At 72.3% G+C, this 23782-nt stretch carries 18 protein-coding genes and 2 tRNA genes; 18 read left to right on the forward strand and 2 right to left on the reverse strand.

Annotated features, from left to right (window positions below):
- The first annotated feature begins 115 nt into the window (after positions 1-115).
- The 13 genes from ACWCHM_RS03555 to ACWCHM_RS03615 all read left to right on the forward strand — a co-directional run bounded on the left by ACWCHM_RS03555 (position 116) and on the right by ACWCHM_RS03615 (position 17644).
- Positions 116-1171, forward strand: a complete 1056-nt coding sequence (locus ACWCHM_RS03555; RefSeq protein WP_454221482.1) for a substrate-binding domain-containing protein — start codon at positions 116-118, stop codon at positions 1169-1171.
- A 20-nt stretch (positions 1172-1191) separates the two neighbouring features.
- On the forward strand, positions 1192-2400 hold the full coding sequence (locus ACWCHM_RS03560) for a Gfo/Idh/MocA family protein (protein WP_088644430.1): 1209 nt from the start codon (positions 1192-1194) through the stop codon (positions 2398-2400).
- A 458-nt stretch (positions 2401-2858) separates the two neighbouring features.
- The gene (locus tag ACWCHM_RS03565; protein WP_454221483.1) at positions 2859-4007 is read left to right on the forward strand and encodes an inositol-3-phosphate synthase; all 1149 of its coding nucleotides are present in this window, start codon (positions 2859-2861) and stop codon (positions 4005-4007) included.
- Positions 4004-4924: an SCO3242 family prenyltransferase gene (locus ACWCHM_RS03570; protein ID WP_454221484.1), complete on the forward strand. Its 921-nt coding sequence runs from the start codon at positions 4004-4006 to the stop codon at positions 4922-4924. The genes ACWCHM_RS03565 and ACWCHM_RS03570 overlap by 4 nt, the downstream gene beginning before the upstream one ends.
- A complete protein-coding gene (locus tag ACWCHM_RS03575; protein WP_454221485.1) occupies positions 4921-5841 on the forward strand; it encodes a sugar phosphate isomerase/epimerase family protein in 921 nt (306 codons plus the stop codon). The genes ACWCHM_RS03570 and ACWCHM_RS03575 overlap by 4 nt, the downstream gene beginning before the upstream one ends.
- A gap of 37 nt (positions 5842-5878) precedes the next feature.
- On the forward strand, positions 5879-6481 hold the full coding sequence (locus ACWCHM_RS03580; RefSeq protein ID WP_204959521.1) for an EboA domain-containing protein: 603 nt from the start codon (positions 5879-5881) through the stop codon (positions 6479-6481).
- Positions 6482-7336 (forward strand): TatD family hydrolase, encoded by an 855-nt coding sequence (locus tag ACWCHM_RS03585; RefSeq protein ID WP_204959520.1) that lies wholly within the window; start codon positions 6482-6484, stop codon positions 7334-7336.
- Positions 7336-8544: a metabolite traffic protein EboE gene (gene eboE, locus ACWCHM_RS03590; RefSeq protein WP_454221486.1), complete on the forward strand. Its 1209-nt coding sequence runs from the start codon at positions 7336-7338 to the stop codon at positions 8542-8544. Before ACWCHM_RS03585 ends, eboE begins: the two co-directional genes overlap by 1 nt.
- Before the next feature lie 64 nt (positions 8545-8608).
- Positions 8609-10051, forward strand: coding sequence for an alkaline phosphatase family protein (locus ACWCHM_RS03595; protein WP_454221487.1), 1443 nt, complete (start codon positions 8609-8611; stop codon positions 10049-10051).
- The gene (locus ACWCHM_RS03600; RefSeq protein ID WP_204959517.1) at positions 10048-11115 is read left to right on the forward strand and encodes a polyprenyl synthetase family protein; all 1068 of its coding nucleotides are present in this window, start codon (positions 10048-10050) and stop codon (positions 11113-11115) included. Before ACWCHM_RS03595 ends, ACWCHM_RS03600 begins: the two co-directional genes overlap by 4 nt.
- A gap of 430 nt (positions 11116-11545) precedes the next feature.
- A complete protein-coding gene (locus ACWCHM_RS03605) occupies positions 11546-14407 on the forward strand; it encodes a carbohydrate-binding protein (RefSeq protein ID WP_454221489.1) in 2862 nt (953 codons plus the stop codon).
- 65 nt (positions 14408-14472) lie between these two features.
- Positions 14473-16185 (forward strand): ThuA domain-containing protein, encoded by a 1713-nt coding sequence (locus ACWCHM_RS03610; protein ID WP_421487656.1) that lies wholly within the window; start codon positions 14473-14475, stop codon positions 16183-16185.
- Positions 16186-16633: 448 nt separating this feature from the next.
- Complete coding sequence (locus ACWCHM_RS03615) at positions 16634-17644, forward strand: sugar phosphate isomerase/epimerase family protein (protein ID WP_204959514.1); 1011 nt, start codon at positions 16634-16636, stop codon at positions 17642-17644.
- A gap of 54 nt (positions 17645-17698) precedes the next feature.
- Here the strand turns inward: ACWCHM_RS03615 and ACWCHM_RS03620 are convergent, their stop codons facing one another.
- Positions 17699-18082: a hypothetical protein gene (locus ACWCHM_RS03620; RefSeq protein WP_204959513.1), complete on the reverse strand. Its 384-nt coding sequence runs from the start codon at positions 18080-18082 to the stop codon at positions 17699-17701.
- 293 nt (positions 18083-18375) lie between these two features.
- On the opposite strand from ACWCHM_RS03620, the gene ACWCHM_RS03625 reads away from it, so the two are divergent.
- From ACWCHM_RS03625 to ACWCHM_RS03645, 5 genes are all read left to right on the forward strand, one after another.
- A tRNA-Asn gene (locus ACWCHM_RS03625) sits at positions 18376-18448 on the forward strand.
- Between the two features lie 198 nt (positions 18449-18646).
- Entirely contained in the window at positions 18647-20773 is a 2127-nt protein-coding gene (locus ACWCHM_RS03630; protein ID WP_454221491.1) for an MMPL family transporter, read from the forward strand.
- Positions 20763-22004 (forward strand): NAD(P)/FAD-dependent oxidoreductase, encoded by a 1242-nt coding sequence (locus ACWCHM_RS03635; RefSeq protein WP_454221492.1) that lies wholly within the window; start codon positions 20763-20765, stop codon positions 22002-22004. Before ACWCHM_RS03630 ends, ACWCHM_RS03635 begins: the two co-directional genes overlap by 11 nt.
- Before the next feature lie 131 nt (positions 22005-22135).
- Positions 22136-22212 (forward strand) — tRNA-Ile (locus ACWCHM_RS03640).
- Between the two features lie 115 nt (positions 22213-22327).
- The gene (locus ACWCHM_RS03645) at positions 22328-23182 is read left to right on the forward strand and encodes a hypothetical protein (RefSeq protein WP_421487659.1); all 855 of its coding nucleotides are present in this window, start codon (positions 22328-22330) and stop codon (positions 23180-23182) included.
- Here the strand turns inward: ACWCHM_RS03645 and ACWCHM_RS03650 are convergent.
- Entirely contained in the window at positions 23148-23627 is a 480-nt protein-coding gene (locus ACWCHM_RS03650; RefSeq protein ID WP_239485535.1) for a DUF488 domain-containing protein, read from the reverse strand. The genes ACWCHM_RS03645 and ACWCHM_RS03650 overlap by 35 nt on opposite strands.
- Positions 23628-23782: the final 155 nt, after the last annotated feature.

The following is a 23782-nucleotide window of genomic DNA, read 5'->3' on the forward strand; positions in this document are numbered from 1 at the left end:
CCCCACCGGGCGCGTCCCGACCCTCCGCACCATCGCATTCCGGCGGCCACCGACGGTGGCCGGGATCAGCACAACCTTTTTCACCCCCACCATCCGTCATTTCCTGGAGGTCGTCATGACCCAGCCCCGTGACCTGTCCCGTCGCCGGTTGCTCTTCGGCGGCGCGGCGGTCGGCGCCGGTGTGCTCCTCGCCGGTTGCACCAGCAACGAGTCCACACCGACCGCGGCGCAGACCAAGGCGGCCGACAACGCCGACGGCGGCAACGCCGCCCCCGGCAAGAAGGTCACCATCGGCTTCTCCGCCCCCGCCGCCGACCACGGCTGGATCGCCGCCATCACCAACAACGCCAAGGCGCAGGCCGGCGCGTACTCGGACGTGGACTTCAAGACCGTCGAGGCCGGCGCGGACGCGGCGGCCCAGCGGGCGGCGCTGTCCACCCTGGTCGCCCAGAAGCCTGACGTCATCGTGGTGCTGCCGCACGACGGCAAGGAGCTCAACGCGTTCGGCCTGGAGTCGATGAAGGCCGGCATCCCGGTGGTCAACCTGGACCGGGCGTTCCCGGACGCGCTGGCCTACCGGCTGCAGATCATGGGCGACAACTACGGCATGGGCGTGGCCGCCGCGAACTTCATCGTGGCGCAGCTCAAGGCCAAGGGCGTCAGCAACCCGATCATCGGTGAGATCCCCGGCATCGACTCGCTGGAGCTGACCCAGCAGCGGTCCAAGGGCTTCGCCGACACCCTGGCCACGGCCGGGTTCAAGGTGGCCAACCGGCGGCCGGCCGAGTTCACCGCCGACTCCGGCCAGCAGGCGGCCACCGGCCTGTTCCAGGCCCTGCCGAAGATCGACGCGGTCTGGAACCACGACGACGACCAGGGCATCGGTGTTCTGGCCGCGGTCAACCAGGCCAACCGCAAGGAGTTCTTCATGGTCGGCGGCGCCGGCTCGAAGAAGGCCATGGAGGACATCCAGGCCGACAACACGGTGCTCAAGGCGACCGTGACCTACAGCCCGTCGATGGCTTCCTCGGCCATCTCCCTGGCGCGTCTCATCGCCCAGGGCAAGGGCATGTCCGACCTGGTGGAACTCCAGGTGCCCAAGGAGATCGTGCTCGCCTCGGAGACGATCACCAAGGAGAACGCGAGCAACTACCTCAAGCTCGGGTTCTGATACACGGGGGGAGACCCACCTTGTCCACTCACGACAGCGAACTCCGGATCGGCATGATCGGGTACTCGTTCATGGGCGCCGCGCACTCACAGGCGTGGCGCACCGTGAACCGGGTGTACGACCTGCCCGCCCGGGTTCGGATGGCGAAGATCTGCGGCCGGGACGCCGCGAAGGTCGCCGAGGCAGCCGACCGGCTGGGCTGGGACGCGCACACCACCGACTGGCGTGCCCTGGTCAACTCGGACGACATCGACGTGGTCGACATCTGCACACCAGGTGACAGCCACGCCGAGATCGCCCTCGCCGCGCTCGCCGCCGGCAAGCACGTGATCTGCGAGAAACCGCTGGCCAACACGGTGGACGAGGCGCGGGCGATGACCGCCGCCGCGGCCACCGCGGCAGCCGCCGGGGTCCGGTCCATGTGCGGGTTCAACTACCGCCGGGTGCCCGCCGTCGCCCTGATGCGACAGCTCGTCGCCGAAGGACGGCTGGGGACGATCCGGCACGTCCGTGCGACGTACCTGCAGGACTGGATCGTCGATCCGCAGTTCCCCCTGGTCTGGAGGCTGGAGAAGGACAAGGCGGGCTCCGGTGCCCTCGGCGACATCGGGGCGCACATCATCGACCTGACCCAGTACGTGACCGGGCAACGGATCACCGGGGTCAGCGCCGTGACCGAGACGTTCGTCAAGGAGCGTCCGCTGCCGGGCGCGTCCAGCGGCCTGGCCGCCGAGGTCGACGGCGACGCTACGGCGACCGGCACGGTCACCGTCGACGACGCCGCGATCTTCGTGGCCCGCCTCGACGACGGGGCACTGGCCACGTACGAGGCGACCCGGTTCGCCACCGGCCGCAAGAACGCCCTCCGGGTGGAGATCAACGGTTCGCTCGGTTCGGTGGTGTTCGACCTGGAACGCCTCAACGAGCTGGAGTTCTACGACGCCACCCGGCCGACGGCCGAGCAGGGGTTCGCCCGCATCCTGGTCACCGAGGCCGAGCACCCGTACATGGCGGCCTGGTGGCCGCCGGGGCACATCATCGGCTACGAGCACTCCTTCACGCACGAGATGCGCGACTTCGTCGAGGCGGTCGCCACCGGCGTCGACCCGACCCCGTCGTTCGCCGACGCGTTGCAGGTACAGCTCGTGCTGGATGCGGTGACCCGTTCGGCGGAGCTCGGTTCCCAGTGGACCGACGTCGAGCCGGCCCTGGCCGCGCTCGCCGTCTGACCAGCCACCTCCGTCGCCGACCGGCGAGGGACCGGCCGCGGTTGCGCCCCGCGGCCGGGCCGGGGTCGGTGCCGGAGGGTGTGCGTCGGGCCGTCGGCCCGGGGCACGCGCACGTCGGCCGTCCGGTGCGGCCGGACCGGGATTCCCCGGTCGCACCGGAGGGCCGCCTGTTAGAACATAGATGAGCGTGATTCGATAAACCGAATCACCGACCACAGTCGTCCGGCCGGAGGCGCGCCGCCGCCGTCGGCCGGATGCGGGGAGGCAGGGCCGAGACGCCGAACCGGCCCTGCCTACCAGCCCCGTCCGCACGCCGTACGGGAACCGGATGCGGAGACGATGCCGCCGACATCGTCGCCGCGCCCGGTGCCATCCCGCACGGCGGGCGGGCGGGGCCACCCCGCGCCCACCCGTACCACTTCACCGACAGAGCGTTTCCACCCGACGGAGGGAGCACCATGAGAACGGGTGTCTGGCTGGTGGGAGCGCGCGGTTCCGTCGCGACCACCGCCATCGTCGGGGGCCTCGCCCTGCGGGCCGGTCTCACCGGTCCCACCGGCTGCGTCACCGAACTGCCCGACCTGCGCGGGCCCGCCCTGCCCACCTTCGCCGACCTGGTCTTCGGCGGTCACGACGTGGCCACCACCCCGCTGACCAAGCGGGCCGAGGCACTCGCCGCCGCCGGGGTGCTGCCCGGCCGGCTGGCCACCGCGCTCACCGCCGACCTGACCGCCGTCGAGGAGGACCTGCGGCCCGCCCCCACCGGCGGCAGCCAGGCCGACCGGGCCGCCGCCATCGCCGCCGAGCTGACCGCGTTCCGCGACCGGCACCAGCTGGACCGGGTGGTGGTGGTCAACGTCTCGGCCACCGAACCCGCCCCCGCCGCGCACCCCGGCCACGCCGACCCGGACGCCCTGCGGGCCGCCCTCGCCGGCCCCGACGAGGTGCTGCCGCCCAGCTCGCTCTACGCGTACGCGGCCGTCGAGGCGGGCTGCCCGTACGTCGACTTCACCCCGTCCACCGGGCTGCGCCTGCCGGCGCTCGCGGCGCTGGCCGCCCAGCGCGGCCTGCCGTACGCCGGGCACGACGGCAAGACCGGGGAGACCCTGGTCAAGTCGGTGCTCGCCCCGATGTTCGCGATGCGGAACCTGGCGGTGCGGTCCTGGTCCGGGGTCAACCTGCTCGGCGGCGGCGACGGGGCGACCCTGGCCGAGCCGGGCGCCAACGCCGCCAAGGTGGACAGCAAGCAGCGGGTCCTCGGCGAGACCCTCGGCTACGTGCCGCAGGGTGGCACCCGCATCGACTACGTCGAGGACCTCGGCGACTTCAAGACCGCCTGGGATCTGATCACCTTCGCCGGGTTCCTCGGCACCGGAATGCGGATGGAGTTCACCTGGCACGGCTGCGACTCCGCGCTGGCCGCCCCGCTGGTGCTCGACCTGGCCCGACTCACCGCCGCCGCGCACGCCGCCGGCCGGGTCGGCCCCCTGCCCGAGCTGGCGTTCTTCTTCAAGGACCCGATCGACTCGCCCACCCACTCGCTGAGCGCGCAGTGGCAGCGGCTCGTCGACTTCGCCAGCGAGCTGCACGCCGGCGGTGCCGGGTGACCAGCCTGGCCGACCTGGCCGAGCTGGTCCGGGCGCCGGCCGCGCTGTCCGTACCGGGTGACCTGGTGGCCGGGGCGGCGGCGGCCGGGGTGCTCGGTCCGCGTACCGCCGGGCTGGCCGGCGCGTCGGTGCTGCTCTACTGGGCCGGGATGGCCGCCAACGACTGGGCCGACCGGGGGCTGGACGCCGAGGAACGCCCGGAACGGCCCATCCCGAGCGGCCGGGTCAGCCCGGCCGCCGCCGCCGGGGTCGCCGCCGGGCTCACCGCCGCCGGCCTGGGCCTGGCCGCCGCCGTGGGCGGTCGTCGGGCCGCGGCCGTCGCGCTCCCGCTCGCCGCCACCATCTGGGGGTACGACCTGGCGGCGAAGAACACCGCCGCCGGTCCCGCCGTGATGGCCGCCTGTCGGGGGCTGGACGTGCTGCTCGGCGCGTCCCCCGGCCGGCCGGTGCGGGCGCTGCCGGCGGCGCTCACCGTCGCCGCGCACACCTGGACGGTCACCGCCCTGTCCCGACGTGAGGTCAGCGGCGCCGACGCGGCGCTGCCCCGACGTACCCTCGCCGGCACCGCCCTGGTCGCGCTGGCCGCCACCACCCTGCCCCGCCGCACCGCCCCGACGCCGGCCCCGCGTCCCCTGGCCGCCGAGCCGGCCCCGCGTCCCCTGGCCGGGATGGTCGCCGCCGCGCTGCCGGTCGGCCTGGCCGGCTGGTACGTCGCCCGGTACGGCGGCGCGCAGGCCCGGGTCGCCGCCGAGCCCACCGCCGGCCGGGTCCGGGCCGCCGTCGGGGCCGGCATCACCGGGCTGCCCTCGTTGCAGGGCGCGCTCACCGCCCGGGCCGGCGCCGGGCTGGTCGGCGCGCTGGTCGCGCTCGCCGCGCCGCTGGGCGGCCGGTTGGCCCGGAAGCTCTCCCCGACATGACCACCCCACCGCCCACCACCACGCCCGGGCAGCGGCTGCGGTTCGGCTACGGCACCAACGGGTTCGCCAACCACCGGCTCGACGACGCCCTGACCGTGCTGGCCGACCTCGGCTACGAGGGGGTCGCGCTGACCCTCGACCACGACCACCTCGACCCGTACGCGCCGGGGCTGGCCCGTCGGGTCGACGCGGTGGCGCACCGGCTGGCCGCGCTGGGACTCGGCGTGGTGGTCGAGACCGGTGCCCGCTACCTGCTCGACCCGTGGCGCAAGCACGCCCCGACGCTGCTGCACGACGAGGCGGCCGGCCGGATCGACTTCCTGGAGCGGGCGGTGCGGGTCGGCGCGGACCTCGGCGCTGAGGCGGTCTCGTTCTGGGCCGGGGTCCGGCCCGGCCACGTCCCGGTGGAGGTGGCCCGGGACCGGCTGGTCGCCGGCTGCGCCACGGTGGTGGCCGCCGCCGACCGGGCCGGGGTGACCCTGGGCTTCGAACCGGAACCGGGGATGCTGGTCGAGGACATCGCCGGCTGGCGGTGGCTGCACCGGGCCCTCGGCGAGCCGGCGTGCTTCGGCATCACCCTCGACATCGGACACTGCCGCTGCCTGGAGTCGGCGACCGTGCCCGACTGCGTACGCCAGGTGGCCGAGCACCTGGTCAACGTGCAGATCGACGACATGCGCCGGGGCGTGCACGAACACCTGGAGTTCGGCACCGGCGAGATCGACTTCCCGCCGGTGCTGCGGGCCCTGGCCGACGGCGGCTACCGGGGACTCGTCGCCGTGGAGCTGCCCCGGCACTCGCACGCCGCGCCCACCGTGGCCGCCCGGTCGCTGGACTTCCTGCGTACCGCCGCCCGGCAGGCCGGTCTCGCGGTGGACACGCCACCCGTGCCCGCCGGCACCACCGGGGCGGACTGACCACCGCCGACCGAACGTACCTGGGGAGGGAAGACGGATGACACCTGATCGACTGCGGGCCGCGCTGGCGGGCGCACCCGGTCCCGACTGGCTGGACACCGCGCTGCGGCACGTCGCGGCCGAGCCCGACACGGTCGCGCGGTACTTCCCGGCCGCCGCCCGCCGGTGCGGCCGGCACGACCTGCCCGACGCCCCCGGCTGGAGCGCCGACGAGGCGGCCCGCGCGCTGCTGCTGGTCGCGCTGCCCGCCGACCGGGCCGCCGGGCAGGTCGAGCAGGTCTACCGGTACGGCGACGCCGCCGAGAAGCGGGCCGTGCTCAAGGCCCTGCCGCTGCTGCCGATCGACGACGCCGGGGTGCCGCTGCTGCACGACGCGATCCGCACCAACGACACCCGGCTGGTCGCCGCCGCGCTCGGCCCGTACGCCCGGCACCTGGCCGCCGACGCCTGGCGGCAGGCGGTGCTCAAGTGCGTCTTCATCGGGGTCCCGCTGGCCGTCGTCGCCGACCTGGACGACCGGGCCGACGGGGAACTGGCCACCATGCTCGCCGCGCTCGCCGCGGAACGGCACGCCGCCGGCCGGCAGCTCCCCGCCGACGCCACCGCACTGCTCGACCGGCTCACCATCAGGGAGGCGTGAATGCGCATCTTCGACCCCCACATCCACATGACGTCGCGGACCACCGACGACTACGAGCGGATGGCCGCCGCCGGGGTCCGCGCCGTGGTCGAGCCGGCCTTCTGGCTGGGGCAGCCGCGCACCAGCGCCGCCTCGTTCGCCGACTACTTCGACTCGCTGATCGGCTGGGAACCGTTCCGGGCCGGCCAGTTCGGCGTCCGGCACCACGCCACCGTGGCGCTGAACCCGAAGGAGGCCAACGACCCCCGCTGCCGGCCCGTGCTCGACCTGCTGCCCCGCTACCTGGAGAAGGACGCCGTGGTCGCGGTCGGCGAGATCGGCTACGACGACATGACCCCGGCCGAGGACGAGGCGTTCGCCACCCAGCTCGCCCTGGCCGTCGACCACGACCTGCCGGCCCTGGTGCACACCCCGCACCGGGACAAGGCGCGCGGCGTCGAGCGGAGCCTGGCGGTGGTCGCCGAGAGCGGCATCGCGCCGGGCCGGGTGGCCCTGGATCACCTCAACGAGGTGACCGTGAAACTGGCCCGGGACAGCGGCTGCTGGCTGGGCTTCTCCATCTACCCGGACACCAAGATGTCGCCGCCGCGGATGGTGGAGCTGCTGCGCACGTACGGCACCGAGCGGATGCTGGTCAACTCGGCCGCCGACTGGGGCCGCTCCGACCCGCTGCTCACCCGGGCCACCGGCGAGGCGATGCTGGCCGCCGGATTCACCGACGACGACGTCGACCTGGTGCTCTGGCGCAACCCGGTGGAGTTCTACGGGCAATCCGGCCGGCTCGACCTGACCGACCTGGACACCCCGGCCAGCGGCACCTTCGAGGGCAACTCCATCCTGCGCGGCGGCGACTGATGCGGCTGCGGCACGCCGACGGCAGCACCGTCCACCTCGGCTACTGCACCAACGTGCACCCGGCCGAGGACACCGCCGGCATCCTCGCCCAACTCGACACGTACGCCCTGCCGGTGCGGGAGGCGCTCGGCGCGGACCTGCTCGGCCTCGGGCTGTGGCTGGCCGCCCCGGCCGCCGCCGAACTGGCCGCCGACCCGGCCGCCCGTCGCCGGCTGCGCGCCGAGCTGACCCACCGGGGGCTGGAGGTGGTCACCCTCAACGGCTTCCCGTACGCGGCCTTCCAGGCCCCGGTGGTCAAGGGCGCGGTGTACCACCCGGACTGGACCACCGGGCAGCGGCTGCGTTACACCCTCGACCTGGCCCGGATCCTGGCCGACCTGCTCCCCGACGACGCGGCCCGGGGCTCGGTCTCCACCCTGCCGCTGGCCTGGCGGCAACCCTGGGACGCGGCGCACGCCGAGGCGTCCCGTCGCCGGCTCGACGCGCTCACGACCGGCCTGGCCGAGGTGGAACGGGACACCGGCCGGGTGGTGCGGGTAGGTTTCGAACCCGAACCGGGCTGCGTGGTGGAGAGCAGCGGGCAGGCCGCCGCGCTCCTGACCGACCTGGACCCGGACCGGCTCGGGATCTGTCTCGACCTGGCCCACCTCGCCTGTGCCTGGGAGGAGCCCGTCGCGGCGCTGGCCCGGCTGCGCGCCGCCGGGCTGCCGGTGGTCAAGGTGCAGGTCTCCGCCGCGCTGGAGTCGGCCGACCCGGTCGCCGACGCCGAGGCGCTGGGCCGCTGGGTGGAGCCGAGGTTCCTGCACCAGACCCGCACCGCAGGTTGCGCCCACGCCGCCGATCCGGCCGATCCGGCGTACGCGGCCGACGACCTGGACGAGGCGCTGGCCGCACGGCTGCCCGGGGCCTGGCGGGTGCACTACCACGTGCCGCTGCACGCCCCACCCGAGCCGCCGCTGACCTCCACCCTGCCGGTGCTGCGCGCCGCGTTGGCCGCGCTGCTCGCCGGCCCGACGGCCGGTTGCGACCACCTGGACGTCGAGACGTACACGTGGGGGGTGCTGCCGGCGGCGCGGCGGCCCCGCACCGACGCGGCACTGGCCGTGGGCATCGCCGCCGAACTCGCGTTCGCCCGCGACGAACTGGTCACCCTCGGCCTCACCCCGGCCGGGCGAGCCGTCCCGACGACCCTGGGAGTACCACGATGAGCGAGCGCCAGCGACCCGGTACGACGAGGCGCCACCGCCGCGCCGGACGCAGCGGGGTGTCGGCATGAGCCGCCGGCTGGTGGTGCTGGACGTGGTCGGCCTGACCCCCCGGCTGCTGGCCCACATGCCCCGGCTGCGCGCCGTCGCCGAGCAGGGCTTCTCCGCCGGACTGGGCACCGTGCTGCCGGCGGTCACCTGCTCGGCGCAGGCGACCCTGCTGACCGGTGAGCAGCCGTCCGGGCACGGCATCGTCGGCAACGGCTGGTACTTCCGCGACCTCGGTGAGGTGCTGCTGTGGCGGCAGCACCACGCGCTGGTCGGTGGGGAGAAGGTGTGGCAGGCGGCCCGTCGGGTCGAGCCCGGCTACACGGTGGCCAACGTCTGCTGGTGGTACGCGATGGGCGCGGACGTCGACTGGACCGTCACGCCCCGCCCGATCTACTACGCCGACGGGCGCAAGGAACCGGACTGCTGGACCGACCCGCCGGAACTGCACGACACGCTCACCGACGCGCTGGGCACCTTCCCGCTGTTCACCTACTGGGGGCCGGGTGCCGGGCTGCCGTCGTCCCGGTGGATCTGCCGGGCGGCCGAGCGGATCCTCGCCGACCACGCCCCCGACCTGACCCTGGTCTACGTCCCGCACCTCGACTACGACCTGCAACGCTTCGGCCCGTCCTCGCCCCGGGCCGCCGCCGCCGCGGCGGAGCTGGACGCGGTGCTCGCCCCGCTGCTGGACGCCGCGCGGGCCGCCGACGCGACGGTGGTGGCGCTGTCCGAGTACGGCATCACCGACGTCTCCCGTCCGGTGGACGTCAACCGGCTGCTGCGTGCCGAGGGGCTGCTGCGGGTCTACACCCAGGACGGCATGGAGTACCTGGACCCGTGGACGTCGCGGGCGTTCGCCGTGGCCGACCACCAGGTCGCCCACGTCTACGTGAAGGACCCGGCGGACGTGGCGGCGGTGGCGAAGCTCTGCGCCGGGCTGCCCGGGGTGGCCGAGGTGCTCGACGCCGAGGGCAAGGCGGCGGCCGGGCTGGACCACGAGCGGGCCGGTGAGCTGGTGCTGGTGGCCGAGCCGGACTCCTGGTTCACCTACTACTACTGGCTCGACGACGACCGCGCCCCGGACTTCGCCCGCAACGTCGAGATCCACCGCAAGCCCGGGTACGACCCGGCGGAGCTGTTCTTCGACCCGGCCGCGCCGGGTGCGGCTAAGCGGCGGGCGGGGGTGGCGCTGGCCCGTAAGAAGCTCGGCATGCGCTACCTGATGAGCGTGGTCGGTCTGGACGCCGGGGCGCGGGCGGTGCGCGGTTCGCACGGCCGGTTGCCGGCCGACCCGGCGGACGGCCCGGTGCTGCTCTGCTCCGACCCGTCGCTGGCCCGGGACACCTTCGCCGCGACCGAGGTCAAGGCACTGCTGCTGGAGCTGGCCGGGCTGGGTGCCGGTGCCGACGGGGCGGCCTCGGCCCCGACCGGCCCGCCGGGCGCGGGGGAGCGGCGGTGACGCTCACCGCAGCCCCGACCGACGCCAGTGAGCTGCGTACCCGCTTCGACGCCGAGCTGGTGGCGTTCCTCGACCGGCAGGGCCCGGACTGGCCGGACGGTGCCCCGCGCGGCATCTTCACCGCCCTGCACCGGTTCGTGCTGGCCGGCGGGAAGCGGCTGCGTCCGCTGTTCTGCTACTGGGGCTGGCGGGGGGCCGGGGGTGTGGACGACCGCCCGATCGTGGTGGCGGCGGCGGCGTTGGAGCTGTTCCACGCGTTCGCGCTGATCCACGACGACATCCTCGACGGCAGCGACCACCGCCGGGGCGCGCCGTCGGTGCACCGGGTCTTCGCCGAGCTGCACACCCGCTCGGCGTGGCGCGGCGACCCGGAGACGTACGGTCGCAACACCGCGCTGCTCTGCGGGGACCTCTGCGCGGCCTGGTCGGATCAGATGTTCCACGAGTGCGGGATGACCTCCGCGCAGATCTGGCAGGGCTACCGGGTCTTCGCCCGGATGCGTACCGAGGTGATCGCGGGGGAGTACCTGGACCTGGTCTCCGGGGTCGGGGACGGCTCGGTGGCCAGCGCGCTGACGGTGATCCGGATGAAGGCGGCCCGGTACACGGTGACCCGGCCGTTGCAGATCGGTGCGGCGTTGGCCGGCGCCCCGGCGGAGCTGATCGCGGCGCTCGTCGACTTCGGTGATCCGTTAGGTGACGCGTTCCAGCTCCGCGACGACGTGCTGGGTGTCTTCGGTGATCCGGCGGTGACCGGGAAGTCGATCCTGGACGACCTGCGGGAGGGCAAGCCGACGGTGATGATGGCGATGGCCCGCGACGCCGCCGACCGGGCCCAGGCCGCCCGGCTGCGGGACCTGTTCGGCAATCCGGAGCTGGACGCGGCGGGCGCCGCCGAGCTGCGGACGATCATCGAGGCGACCGGGGCGCGGGAGAAGATCGAGCGGTTGATCCGGGTCCGGGCCGATGCCGCCCGGGTGGCGCTCGGCCAGGTGCCGCTGGCGGAGCCGGCCCGTGCCGCGCTGGCCGCCCTGGCCGACCAGGCCGTGCACCGGCAGCACTGAGCCGTCCCGCCCCGGCCCCTGCGGCGGTGCGGGGTGGGCACCCCGGCGCGGCGGGACCGGCACGGCGGCCGGTCTTTCATCAGATGTATGTGGGTTCCCGTGCGGGTGCCGGGTGGCCGGGGTGGGGTCTTCATCTGATGAAAACCCACACCGGTGGGCAGAGGGTATGGACATTGATATAGGTCGCCATTAATGTTTGTGGCATCACGGGCATGTTTCGTCAAGGTGAACCGGCGGCGCGGTAACCCCTCGGCGAGCGACCTTCCGCTGGGCGGTTCGCGCCCCGGCCGAGGGTTCGGGCCGGCCGGGGCACCCCCGGCAGCCCGGCCTGCCCTGCCACACCCCACCACTCCACCCCACCACCCGGCATCCGGCGCGGCGGCACGCGTCCCGCCCTGGCCGTGATCCGTCAGGAAGGGACAACCCTCCAATGTCCACAAAGGACTACACAGGTCACCGATCCCGACGGTGGCTACCCTCAGCGGCCGTGCTGCTGCTGGCCGTCACCGCCGGCACGGTCGCCGCGACCACCGGCCCACCCGCCCCGGCCGCCGCACACACCATCAACGCCAGTGACTTCCAGCAGGTCGAGCTGGCCCGGGGCGTCAACGAGATGGGCGAGCCGATGTCGCTCGCCGTGCTGCCGGACCGGTCCGTGCTGCACACCGCCCGCAACGGCACCGTGCGTCGTACCGACTCCGCCGGCGTCACCCGGGTGATCGGCACCATCCCCGTCTACACCCACGACGAGGAGGGGTTGCAGAGCCTCGGGGTCGACCCGGACTTCGCCACCAACCGGCACATCTTCCTCTTCTACGCGCCGCCGCTGTCCACCCCCGGCGGCGACGCGCCCGCCACCGGCAGCAACTGGTCCGCCTGGCAGGGCGTCAACCGGCTGTCCCGGTTCACCCTGAACGCCGACTTCACCATCAACATGTCCAGCAAGGTCGACGTGCTGGACGTCGGGACCGACCGGGGCATCTGCTGCCACGTCGGCAGCGACATGGACTTCGACGCCGCCGGGAACCTCTACCTGTCCACCGGCGACGACAGCAACCCCTTCGACTCCGCCGGCTACTCGCCGCTTGACGAACGGACCAACCGCAACCCGGCGTACGACTCCCAGCGTGGTGCCGGCAACACCAACGACCTGCGCGGCAAGCTCCTGCGGATCAAGATGAACCCCGACGGGACGTACTCGATCCCGAGTGGGAACCTGTTCCCGCCCGGCACCGCGAAGACCCGCCCCGAGATCTACGCGATGGGTTTCCGCAACCCGTTCCGAATCAGCGTCGACAAGGCCACCGGCGTCGTCTACGTCGGTGACTACGGCCCGGACGCCGGCAGCACCAACGCCAACCGGGGCCCCTCCGGCCAGGTCGAGTTCAACCGGGTCACCGGCCCCGGCAACTACGGCTGGCCGTACTGCACCGGCACCAACACCACGTCCGAGACGTACAACGAGTGGAACTTCGCCACCAACTCGACCGGCCCGAAATACAACTGCACCGGCGGGCCGACCAACAACTCGTTCCGCAACACCGGTCTGACCACCCTCCCGCCGGCCAAGCCCTCCTGGATCCGGTACGGCGGCGACGCCGGCAGCCCGGCCGCGTTCGGCAGCGGCTCCGAGTCGCCGGCCGCCGGCCCGGTCTACCGGTACGACCCGAACAACCCCTCGGCGACGAAGTTCCCGCAGAGCTTCGACGGGCAGTTCTTCGCCACCGAGTTCGGCCGGGGCTGGGTCAAGCCGATCCACGTCAACGCCGACGGGTCGCCCGGCACCATCGACAGCTTCCCCTGGGTGGGCAAGCAGGTGATGGACTCCGCGTTCGGCCCCGACGGGGCGTACTACCTGCTCGACTACGGCACCGGCTACTACAACGGTGACGCCAACTCGGCCCTGTACCGCTTCGACTACGTCGGCGTCGGCAACCGGGCACCGGCCGCCCGGGCGAGCGCCGACCGCACCTCCGGACCCGCGCCGCTGACGGTGAACTTCTCCTCGGCCGGATCCGCCGACCCCGAGGGCGGGGCGCTGACCTACTCGTGGGCGTTCGGTGACGGCACCACCTCCACGGCGGCCAACCCGACGAAGACGTACACCACCGACGGCTCGTACACCGCGACGCTCACCGTGCGGGACCCGCAGGGGGCGACCGGCACGAACAGCGTGACGGTCAACGTCGGCAACACCGCCCCGACGGTCACCATCACCGGTCCGGTCGACGGCTCGCTGTTCTCCTTCGGTGACACCGTGCCGTTCAGCATCACCGTCACCGACCCCGAGGACGGCACGGTCGACTGCACCAAGGTCAGGATGACCTACGTGCTCGGCCACGACCAGCACGGTCACCAGATCTCCTCGGTCAACGGCTGCTCCGGCACGATCACCATCCCGGTCGACGGCGAGCACGACGACGCGGCGAACATCTTCGCGATCTTCGACGCCGAGTACACCGACGCCGGTGGCCTCACCACGCACACCCAGCACACCCTTCAGCCCCGGCACCGGCAGGCCGAGCACTTCAAGACCTCGTCCGGCGTGACCCTCTACGACAAGACCCCCGCCGAGGGCGGCAAGACCGTCGGCAACATCGAGAACGGGGAATGGATCGGGTTCTCCCCGTACCAGATCGGCAACGTCACCTCGTTCACCGCGCGGGTCTCCTCGGCCGGCGCCGGCGGCACCCTCCAGATCCGCGCCGGCTTGCCCACCGGCACCGTGCTCGGACAGGCCAGCGTTCCGGTCACCGGCGGCTGGGAAACCTTCACCACCGTCACCGGCACGGTGTCCGGCGCACCCACCGGCACCACCACGCTCTACCTGACCTTCGCCGGTGGCAGCGGACTGCTCTACGACCTGGACGCGTTCACCCTCAACACCGGCACCGTCCCACCGCCGACCAACGGCACCGGGCCGATCAAGGGGCTGGGCGGCAAGTGCCTGGACGTGCGTAACGCGGCCACCGCCGACGGCACCCAGGTGCAGATCTTCACCTGCAACGGTGGGGCCGGGCAGACCTGGACGGTCACCCCGAACGGCCCGATCAAGGCGCTGGGCAAGTGCCTGGACGTCAACGGCGGCGGCACCGCCAACGGCACCAAGATCCAGCTGTGGACCTGCACCGGCGGCAGCCCGCAGGTCTGGTCGGCGCAGTCCGACGGAACCCTGCGCAACCCCGCCTCGGGCAAGTGCCTGGACGTCTCCGGGAACAGCTCGGCCGACAGCACCGTGGTCCTGCTGTGGACCTGTAGCGCCGCCGCGAACCAGAAGTGGACCCTGCCCTGACCTGACCTGACGGGCGCGGGACCGGCCCCGTCCGGTCCCGCGCCCCCGGCGTACTGGAGCACGACATGAGACTTTTCCGGCCCCTCCTCGGCGCGGCCACCGCCGTCCTCGCCGCCCTCGCCTGTACTGCCCCGGCCACCCCCGCGACCGCCGCCGACGCCGCCTACGACGTGCTGGTCTTCTCCAAGACCGCAGGCTTCCGGCACGACTCCATCGCGGTCGGCACCCAGGCCATCCGTGACCTGGGCGCGGCCAACAACTTCACCGTCACCGCCACCGAGGACGGTGGCCAGTTCACCGCCGCCAACCTCGCCCGGTTCGAGGCGGTGATCTTCCTCAACACCACGGGCGACGTGCTCAACGCCAGCCAGCAGAGCGCCTTCGAGTCGTACATCGCCGCCGGTGGCGGGTACGTGGGCGTGCACTCCGCCGCCGACACCGAGTACGACTGGCCGTTCTACGGCAACCTGGTCGGGGCGTGGTTCGCCTCCCACCCGGCCATCCAGCAGGCCACCGTCCGGGTGGAGGACCGCGCACACGCGGCCACCGCCCACCTCGGCCCGACCTGGCAGCGCACCGACGAGTGGTACAACTTCCGCACCAACGCCCGCTCCACCGCGCACGTGCTGGCCAACCTCGACGAGTCGTCGTACTCGGGGGGTGGGATGGGGGCCGACCACCCGCACGTGTGGTGCAAGACGTACAACGGCGGCCGGTCGTTCTACACCGGCGCCGGGCACAACCAGTCGGCGTACTCCGAGCCGGCCTTCCGCGCCCACCTGCTCGGCGGCATCCGGTACGCGGCCGGCCGGACGAAGGCCGACTGCCGGCCGGAGACCGGCTACACCGCGCTCTACAACGGCTCCACCAACGGCTGGTCGCAGGCCGGGCCGGGCAGCTTCACCAACGCCAACGCCACCCTCAGCTCCGTCGGTGGGCTGGGCATGCTCTGGTACAGCGCGAAGCAGTTCACCAACTACTCGCTGAAGCTGGACTGGAAGGTGGACGGCGACGACAACTCGGGCGTCCTGATCGGCTTCCCGCCGTCGAGCGACCCGAACTCGGCGATGGACAACGGCTACGAGGTGCAGATCGACGCCACCGACACGGTCGACCGGACCACCGGCTCGGTCTACTCGTTCCAGGCCGCCGACCAGGCGGCCCGGGACGCGGCGCTGAACCCGCCGGGGGAGTGGAACACCTACGAACTGCTGGTCGAGGGGGAACGGCTCCAGGTCTTCCTCAACGGCGCGAAGATCAACGACTTCACCAACACCAACCCGGTCCGCTCGCTCGCCGGTCACATCGGCATCCAGAACCACGGCGACGGTGACGACGCCTCGTTCCGCAACATCCGGATCAAGGAGTTGGGCGGCACCACGCCGACCCCCGGCACCGGCCCGATCAAGGGGCTGGCCGGCAAGTGCCTGGACGTGCGCAACGGCGCCACCGCCGACGGCACCCAGATCCAGATCTTCACCTGCAACGGCAGCGCCCGGCAGACCTGGACGGTGACCCCGAACGGCCCGATCAAGGCGTTGGGCAAGTGCCTGGACGTGTCGGGTGGCGGCACCGCCAACGGTACGAAGATCCAGCTGTGGACCTGCACCGGCGGCAGCCCGCAGGTCTGGTCGTCCCAGTCCGACGGCACCCTGCGCAACCCCGCCTCGGGCAAGTGTCTGGACGTCAACGGCAACAACTCGGCTGACAACACCGTGGTCCTCCTCTGGACCTGCAACTCCTCCGCCCCCAACCAGAAGTGGACCCTCCCCCAGTAACCCCACCCAGCCCTGTCCCACCAGGCCCTGTCCCACCCGGCCGGCGGGCCGCCCACCCGGCGGCCCGCCCGGCCCGCCGGTCGGGCTGAGCATCGGTGATCAAGAGGTTTGCGTCACGCGGGTCGCCCGTCGTGACGCAAACCTCTTGATCGTTCGGGCGTCGGGCGTCGGGCGTCGGGGCGTGTGGGCGTGTGGGCGGGGGAGTGGGCGGGCTGGGGTGGGCGAGGGGCGGTGGGTGAGAAGAGGGGTTTCGTGGGGGGTGGGGTGGGCTTAGAGTGGTGGGCGGCGACCTGCGGGTGGCCGGTGACCCGACGGGAGGCGCAACCCGTTGGGCCCAGGTGCGTGTGCACCCACCGGTGACCCGGCACGGCCGTCGACGTACCGGCCCGGCCCGGTCCCCTCGCCCCGGTCAGCTCAGGAATCCCCACCACAACAGGGGAGACAGACGATGGCGCGACCGATCACGCTCTTCACCGGCCAGTGGGCCGACCTGCCGTTCGACGAGGTCTGTCGACTCGCCTCCGAATGGGGCTACGACGGGCTGGAGATCGCCTGCTGGGGCGACCACTTCGAGGTCGACAAGGCGCTCGCCGACGACTCGTACGTCGAACGCAAGAAGGAGACGCTGGCCAAGCACAACCTGAAGGTCTTCACGATCTCCAACCACCTGGTGGGTCAGGCCGTCTGCGACCACCCGATCGACGAGCGGCACCAGGACATCCTGCCCGCCCGGATCTGGGGCGACGGCGAACCCGAAGGGGTACGTCAGCGGGCCGCCGAGGAGATCAAGGACACCGCCCGTGCGGCGGCGAAACTCGGCGTGGACACGGTGGTCGGCTTCACCGGGTCGTCGATCTGGCACACGCTGGCGATGTTCCCACCGGTCCCGCCGGCGATGATCGAGCGCGGCTACCAGGACTTCGCCGACCGGTGGAACCCGATCCTCGACGTCTTCGACGAGGTGGGGGTGCGGTTCGCCCACGAGGTGCACCCCAGCGAGATCGCCTACGACTACTACACCACCAAGCGCACGCTGGAGGCGATCGACCACCGGCCCGCGTTCGGGCTCAACTGGGACCCGTCGCACTTCGTGTGGCAGGAGCTCGACCCGGTGAACTTCATCTTCGACTTCGCCGACCGGATCTACCACGTCGACTGCAAGGACGCGAAGGTGCGCACCGGGGACGGCCGGCGTGGCCGGCTCGCCTCCCACCTGCCCTGGGCCGACCTGCGGCGCGGTTGGGACTTCGTCTCCACCGGCCACGGCGACGTGCCCTGGGAGGACTGCTTCCGGGCGTTGAACGCGATCGGGTACACCGGGCCGATCTCGGTGGAGTGGGAGGACGCCGGGATGGACCGGCTGGTCGGCGCACCGGAGGCGCTGGAGTTCGTCCGCCGGCTGGCGTTCGACGCCCCGACGGCGGCGTTCGACGCGGCGTTCAGCAGCGGCAAGGACTGAGACACCCGTCGGGCCGGTCGCCACGTGGCGACCGGCCCGACGACCTACGGACGGTCAGAGGGTGCTGCCGTTGGTGCCGGTGCCCGGCGCCTTGGGCTTCGGGGTGGTGGTGGTCGAGCTGGTCGGGGTGACGCCCGACTTGGCGCCGACGGTGGCCGGGGTGCCGGCGAAGGCGTCGTCGGCGGGGGTCAGCTCCGGCTTGCCGGTGTTGCCGGTGTGCAGCTTCTCGCCGAGCCTGGACTGGCCGAGCTTGTCCTTGCCCTCGCTGTACAGGCGGGTGGCCTGGGCCTGGGCGACCCCGGCGGCCTCCTGGACGGTCGGGTGGTCGAGCACCTTGCGGCCCCGCACGACCAGCTCCTCGTACTTCTCCCGGCCGGCACGGGCGCCCAGGACGAAGCCCGCAGCCAGCCCGCCAAGAAACATGATCTTTCCGCGCATGGCGGCTCCTTCCGTACCTGACGCTCCCGTCGTTCCCGCCGGTGGTGTCCGGTCGGGACCGACCATCGTCGCGCCCCACAGTTTTCTCGGTCGACAGCTAACTACCCATCCTGCTCCGCGCTCATACCTGGTTGTGCCGGGATGACGAATTGTCCGCATTGTGAGCGTCGATCGTTCCGGGCGGTAGCGCGGCGGTCGAATGCGGTAACCCCCTGGACCGAACCCCCCCGAAGTCCTGTACTCTTGTGCCGTCGCCGAGCGCCGGAGAGATCCGACACGACGCGACGAAGCAGTCCCCCGTAGCTCAATTGGCAGAGCAGCCGGCTGTTAACCGGCAGGTTTTTGGTTCGAGTCCAAACGGGGGAGCCCAGTCCTGCACTCCCGCCCGTCGGCCCCGCCGACGGGCTTTTCCTATCCCGCTGCCGACGTCCTTCTCCGCCGCCCGCGACGAGGGTCGGCTGGGCGGTTTCGGCCCCGGAGGGCGTAACCGGGCGGCAGGATGACTGATGTCGACCTGGACTCCCGCGGCGTCGACGGGCGCGTCGACTAAAGGGGTGGACCGGGATGGCCGGTGGACGGGGCCGGGGCACGGCCACGCTGATCGCCGTGGCGGTCGTCCTGGGCTGGCTGGTCGTCGGCGCAATCGCCGGACCGTACGCCGGCAAGCTGGGCGACGTCGCCACCAACGACAACGCCGCCTTCCTGCCCGCCGACGCCGAGGCGACCCGCGCCCAGGACCTCGCCGCCGGCTTCGTCGCCCGCCCGACCACCCCCGCCCTGGTGGTGTACGCCCGCAGCACCGGCATCACCGGTGCCGACAAGCAACGGGCGGTCGCCGACAGCACCCGGTTCGCCCAGGTCAAGGGGGTGTCCGGCCCGCTGCCCCCACCGATCGCCAGCCAGGACGGGCAGGCCCTACAGGTGGTGGTGCCGATCGACGACGCCGAGGGGGAACAGATCGGCCGGGTGGTCGACGAGTTGCGGAGCATCGCCGGTGGCGACCGGGACGGGCTCACCGTGGACGTCGCCGGCCCGGCCGGCCTGCTCGCCGACCTGATCGAGGTCTTCTCCGCCATCGACGGGCCCCTGCTGCTGGTCACCCTGGTCGTGGTGCTGGTCATCCTGCTGGTCGTCTACCGCAGCCCGGTGCTGTGGGTCTTCCCGCTGCTGGCGGCGGGAATGTCGTACGCGCTGGCGGCGGTCTTCGTCTACCAGTTGGCGAAGCACGACGTGATCAAGCTGAACGGGCAGGCTCAGGGCATCCTGACCGTGCTCGTCTTCGGCGCCGGCACCGACTACGCGCTGCTGCTGATCGCCCGCTACCGGGAGGAACTGCACCGGCACGAGCGCCCCTGGGACGCGATGCGCGCCGCCTGGCGGGGTGCCGCCCCGGCCATCGCCGCCTCCGGGGCCACCGTCATCGTGAGCCTGCTCTGCCTGCTGCTGTCCAGCCTCAACTCCAACCGGGCACTCGGTCCGGTGGCCGCCATCGGCATCGCCGCCACCCTGCTGGTGATGCTGACATTCCTGCCCGCGCTGCTGGTGCTCGGCGGCCGGTGGGCGTTCTGGCCGCGTACCCCCGGGGTGGACCGGGCGGACCCGCAGGCCGAACACGGGCTGTGGGCCCGCATCGCCCGTTTCGTCGCCCGCCGGGCCCGGGTGGTGTGGCTGACCACCGCCGTGGTGCTGGCGCTGCTCACCCTCGGCCTCACCCAACTCGGGGCCACCACCCTCGGCCAGTCCGAACTGTTCGCCAACCGCACCGACTCCGTCGCCGGGCAGGAGGTGATCGCCAGGCACTACCCGGGCGGCACCGGCAGTCCGGCGACCATCTTCACCCGACAGCAGACCGCCGGGCAGGTCGCCCAGGTCGCGCAGGGCGTGCCCGGGGTGGCCGCCGTACGTCAGGTGACCGGGCGGGACCAGGCCGGCCCGCCCGCCCCGGACGCCCCACCCCTGGTGGTCGACGGGCGGGTGGAACTGGAGGCGACCCTGACCGACCCGCCGGACAGCGACGCCGCCGCCCGGACCATCCGCAACCTGCGCGAGGCGGTGCACCGGGTGCCGGACGCCGACGCCGTGGTCGGCGGGTTCACCGCCATCGACGTGGACACCTCCGACGCCTCCACCCGGGACCGCAACGTCATCATCCCGGTCGTCCTCGTGGTGATCACGGTGATCCTGGCGCTGCTGCTGCGGGCGCTGGTCGCGCCGGTGCTGCTGATCGCGACGGTGGTGCTGTCCTTCCTGGCCACCCTCGGGCTCTGCGCGCTGGTCTTCACCTACCTGCTGGACTTCCCCGGGGTCGACGCGTCGTTCCCCCTGTTCGCCTTCGTGTTCCTGGTCGCGCTGGGCATCGACTACAACATCTTCCTGATGAGCCGGGTCCGTGAGGAGTCCGCCCGGCGGGGCACCCGGGCCGGGGTGCTGGCCGGGCTGACCGTCACCGGCGGGGTGATCACCTCGGCCGGTATCGTGCTCGCCGCCACCTTCTCGGCGCTGGCCGTACTGCCGCTGGTGGTGCTCGTCGAGTTGGGTGTGGCGGTCGCCGTCGGGGTACTGCTGGACACCATCGTGGTCCGCTCACTGCTGGTGCCCGCCCTGGCGTACGACATCGGGCCCACGGTGTGGTGGCCGAGCCGACTGTCCCGGTCGGCGCGCGACGACACGGAGGTGGCACATGGTGGCTGAGACGGACGTGGTGATCGTCGGCGGTGGTCTCGCCGGGCTGGCGGTCGCCCGCCGGCTGCACCGGGCCGGGGTGCCCTGGCGGCTGCTGGAGGCCGGCGACCGGATCGGCGGCCGGGTCGCCACCGACACCGTCGACGGCTACCTGCTCGACCGGGGTTTCCAGGTGCTCAACACCGCCTACCCGAGGCTCGGCACCCTGCTCGACCTGGGCACCCTCGACCTGGGCTGGTTCACCTCCGGGGTGCTGGTCCGCCGCGGTGACCGGCTCGACCGGCTGGTCCACCCGCTGCGCGAACCCGGCGGCACACCCGCCACCGTGCTCGCCGGCGTCGGCTCACTGCCCGACCGGCTGCGCTTCGCCGCCCTCGCCACCGGCTGTGCCACCCTGCCGGCACACCGGCTGCTCGACGCGCCGGAGACCACCAGCGAGTCCGCCCTGCGCCGGGCCGGGCTGTCCGACACCATCATCGAGGAGCTGATCCGGCCGTTCCTGTCCGGCGTGCTGATCGACCGGGAACTGGAGACCTCCAGCCACGTGCTGGCGATGATCCTGCGGTCCTTCGTCCGGGGCCGGATCGGCCTACCCGCCCGGGGGATGGCCGCGCTGCCGCAGGCCGTCGCCGCCCCCCTGCCGGCCGACCTGATCAGCTGCGACACCCCGGTCACCTCGGTCGCCCCCGGCCGGGTCCGCACCCCGGCCGGTGAGATCACCTGCCGTGCCGTCGTGGTCGCCGCCGACCCGACGGCGGCGACCACGCTGCTGCCCACCCTGCCCCGGGTACGCACCCACAGCTACACCACCTACTACCACAGCGCCCCCGAGCCGCCGCTCGACGAACCGATCCTGCTCGTCGACGGCGACCGGCGGGAACTCGTGGCCAACACGGTGGTGGTCAGCCGGGCCGCGCCGTCGTACGCCCCGCCCGGCCGGCATCTCGTGGCGACCTCCGTGGTCGGCCCCACCGCCCCGCCCGAACCGACGATCCGGGCCGAACTGGACCGGCTCTACGGACGCTCCACAGCGGACTGGGAACACCTGACCACGGTGTCGGTGCCGCACGCCCTGCCCGCCGCGCCACCGCCGCAGGGGCGGCTGCGCAAGCCGGTGGCCCTCGGCGGAGGGCTCTTCGTGGCCGGTGACCACCGGGACAGTCCGTCCATCCAGGGGGCCCTGGCCAGCGGCTGGCGTACCGCCGGTTCGGTGCTCGCACAACTGCGCGCGGCGGGCTGATTCGGGTGCCACCGCAGCCGCTGCTGACTGTTATCCTCGCGTAGCCCATCGTGCCGAACGGTGCCGACGGGTGGCACCGTTGCGGCGGTGGCCGGTGATTCGTCGGGCGGGTTACGATCCGGCGCGGTACGGGGGCGGTAGCTCAGCCGGTTAGAGCAGGGGACTCATAATCCCTCGGTCGCGGGTTCGAACCCCGCCCGCCCCACCAGCGCAGACACTGATCAGTCGATCGGTCGGCCGCCGTCGCCAATCTCTCTATGTCGATCTGTCGATCCGTGAGAACCTGAATCATCGTGTGATCACACGACTACCTACGGCTATTCATGCTGGAGGCGCGCGTGGCGCAGATGTCACTCTTCGGTCCCGGCGAGGCTGGACCCGACCCGAAGCCGGCCGACGACCGCACCGTTCGGCTACAGCTGCTCATTACGGTAAAGGCGGCACCGAACCCGTCAGAGAAGTACGGAGAGACCGTCTGCGTGGCGGGGCTGCGAACGGACGTGTTGCAGCCGACGTGGATTCGCCTCTACCCGATCAACTTCCGGTATCTGCACAGCGACGAGGCGTTCAGGAAGTACGACATCATCTCCGTCGACGCCAAGCCGGCACGGCAGGATCAGCGGCGCGAAAGTTGGAAGCCGATCATGGAGCGGATTTCCAGGGAGCGCCATCTCGACGGCTGGCGGTCTCGACAGCCGTTGCTTGATCCGGCTGTCGAGGATTCGATGTGTCGTCTCAACCGTGCTGCTCAGGAGCGCGCTGACGCGCAATCGCTGGCCCTCGTGCGCCCCAAGGAGGTTCGCGGACTCAAGGTCACGCCGCACCCCGGTTGGGACGAGGACGAGCAACGCAAGATCGAGGCGTACGCGAGTCAGCCGGACCTGTTCAGCGGCCGGAGCAGGTCCCCGCTACAGGCCCCCCGCTTCAAGGCGGCGTACCACTACCGCTGCTACGAGCCCGGGTGCAAGGGGCACAGGCAGCACGTCATCGACTGGGAGTTGGTGGCGCTACAACGCCGGCTCGCTGGCTACTCGGACGCTGCGCTACAGGAAGCTCTGGAGGCCAAGTTTCTGGGAGAGATGTGCGCGCCGAACCGTGACGTCGCCTTCTATGTCGGCAACCAGGCCAAGCGCGTACACGTCTTCAGCGTGCTGGGCGTGTACTGGCCGAAACGATAGGCATCCGGCCTTCGAGTGCGCGCATCACGACCTGGCGGTGACACCGGCTCTCATCCGCCTCGAAACAGAGCAGCGCCACCAGCTCACGTTGTGCCGTCTCGGCGAGGGCGTCGAGCGCTGCCAGCGACTCGGCGTGGTGTAGCCGAGAGGCGTACACCGCCCGTGCGGACCGCAACTCTTCGGGGTTGCCGCCGAACCCGGGGCGGTTCTCCTTCGGGTTGCCAAGCTCCCGGCGATGCTCGTAAGCGATGCCCTGTGCCGCGAGCGCCTGGCTGAGGGCCGACTTGCTGAATCCACGCTTGCGGGAGATCGGCGTCATCCGGACGTCGACCAGGCGCGTGACGCCCAGGTCGGCGAGGCCGGTCACGAACTCATCGATGGAGCGGCCCTCGTAACCGACACCCAGGATGCCGGTCCGGTGACTCACGGTTGAGGTGACGCTCATCGGGACACCCTCTCATGACTCGTCCGCCAAGACCATCCGGACGGCCGAGAAGTGTGCCGCCCGGCCCCACCTGCGAACGGAACCGGGTCGCAGGTGGCAACGGGTCGGCTCAAGCGCTTTCGGTGGATTGGGCGGTGAGCTGGGCGCGTGCTTGC

The sequence above is a fragment of the Micromonospora sp. SCSIO 07396 genome (assembly GCF_053667945.1).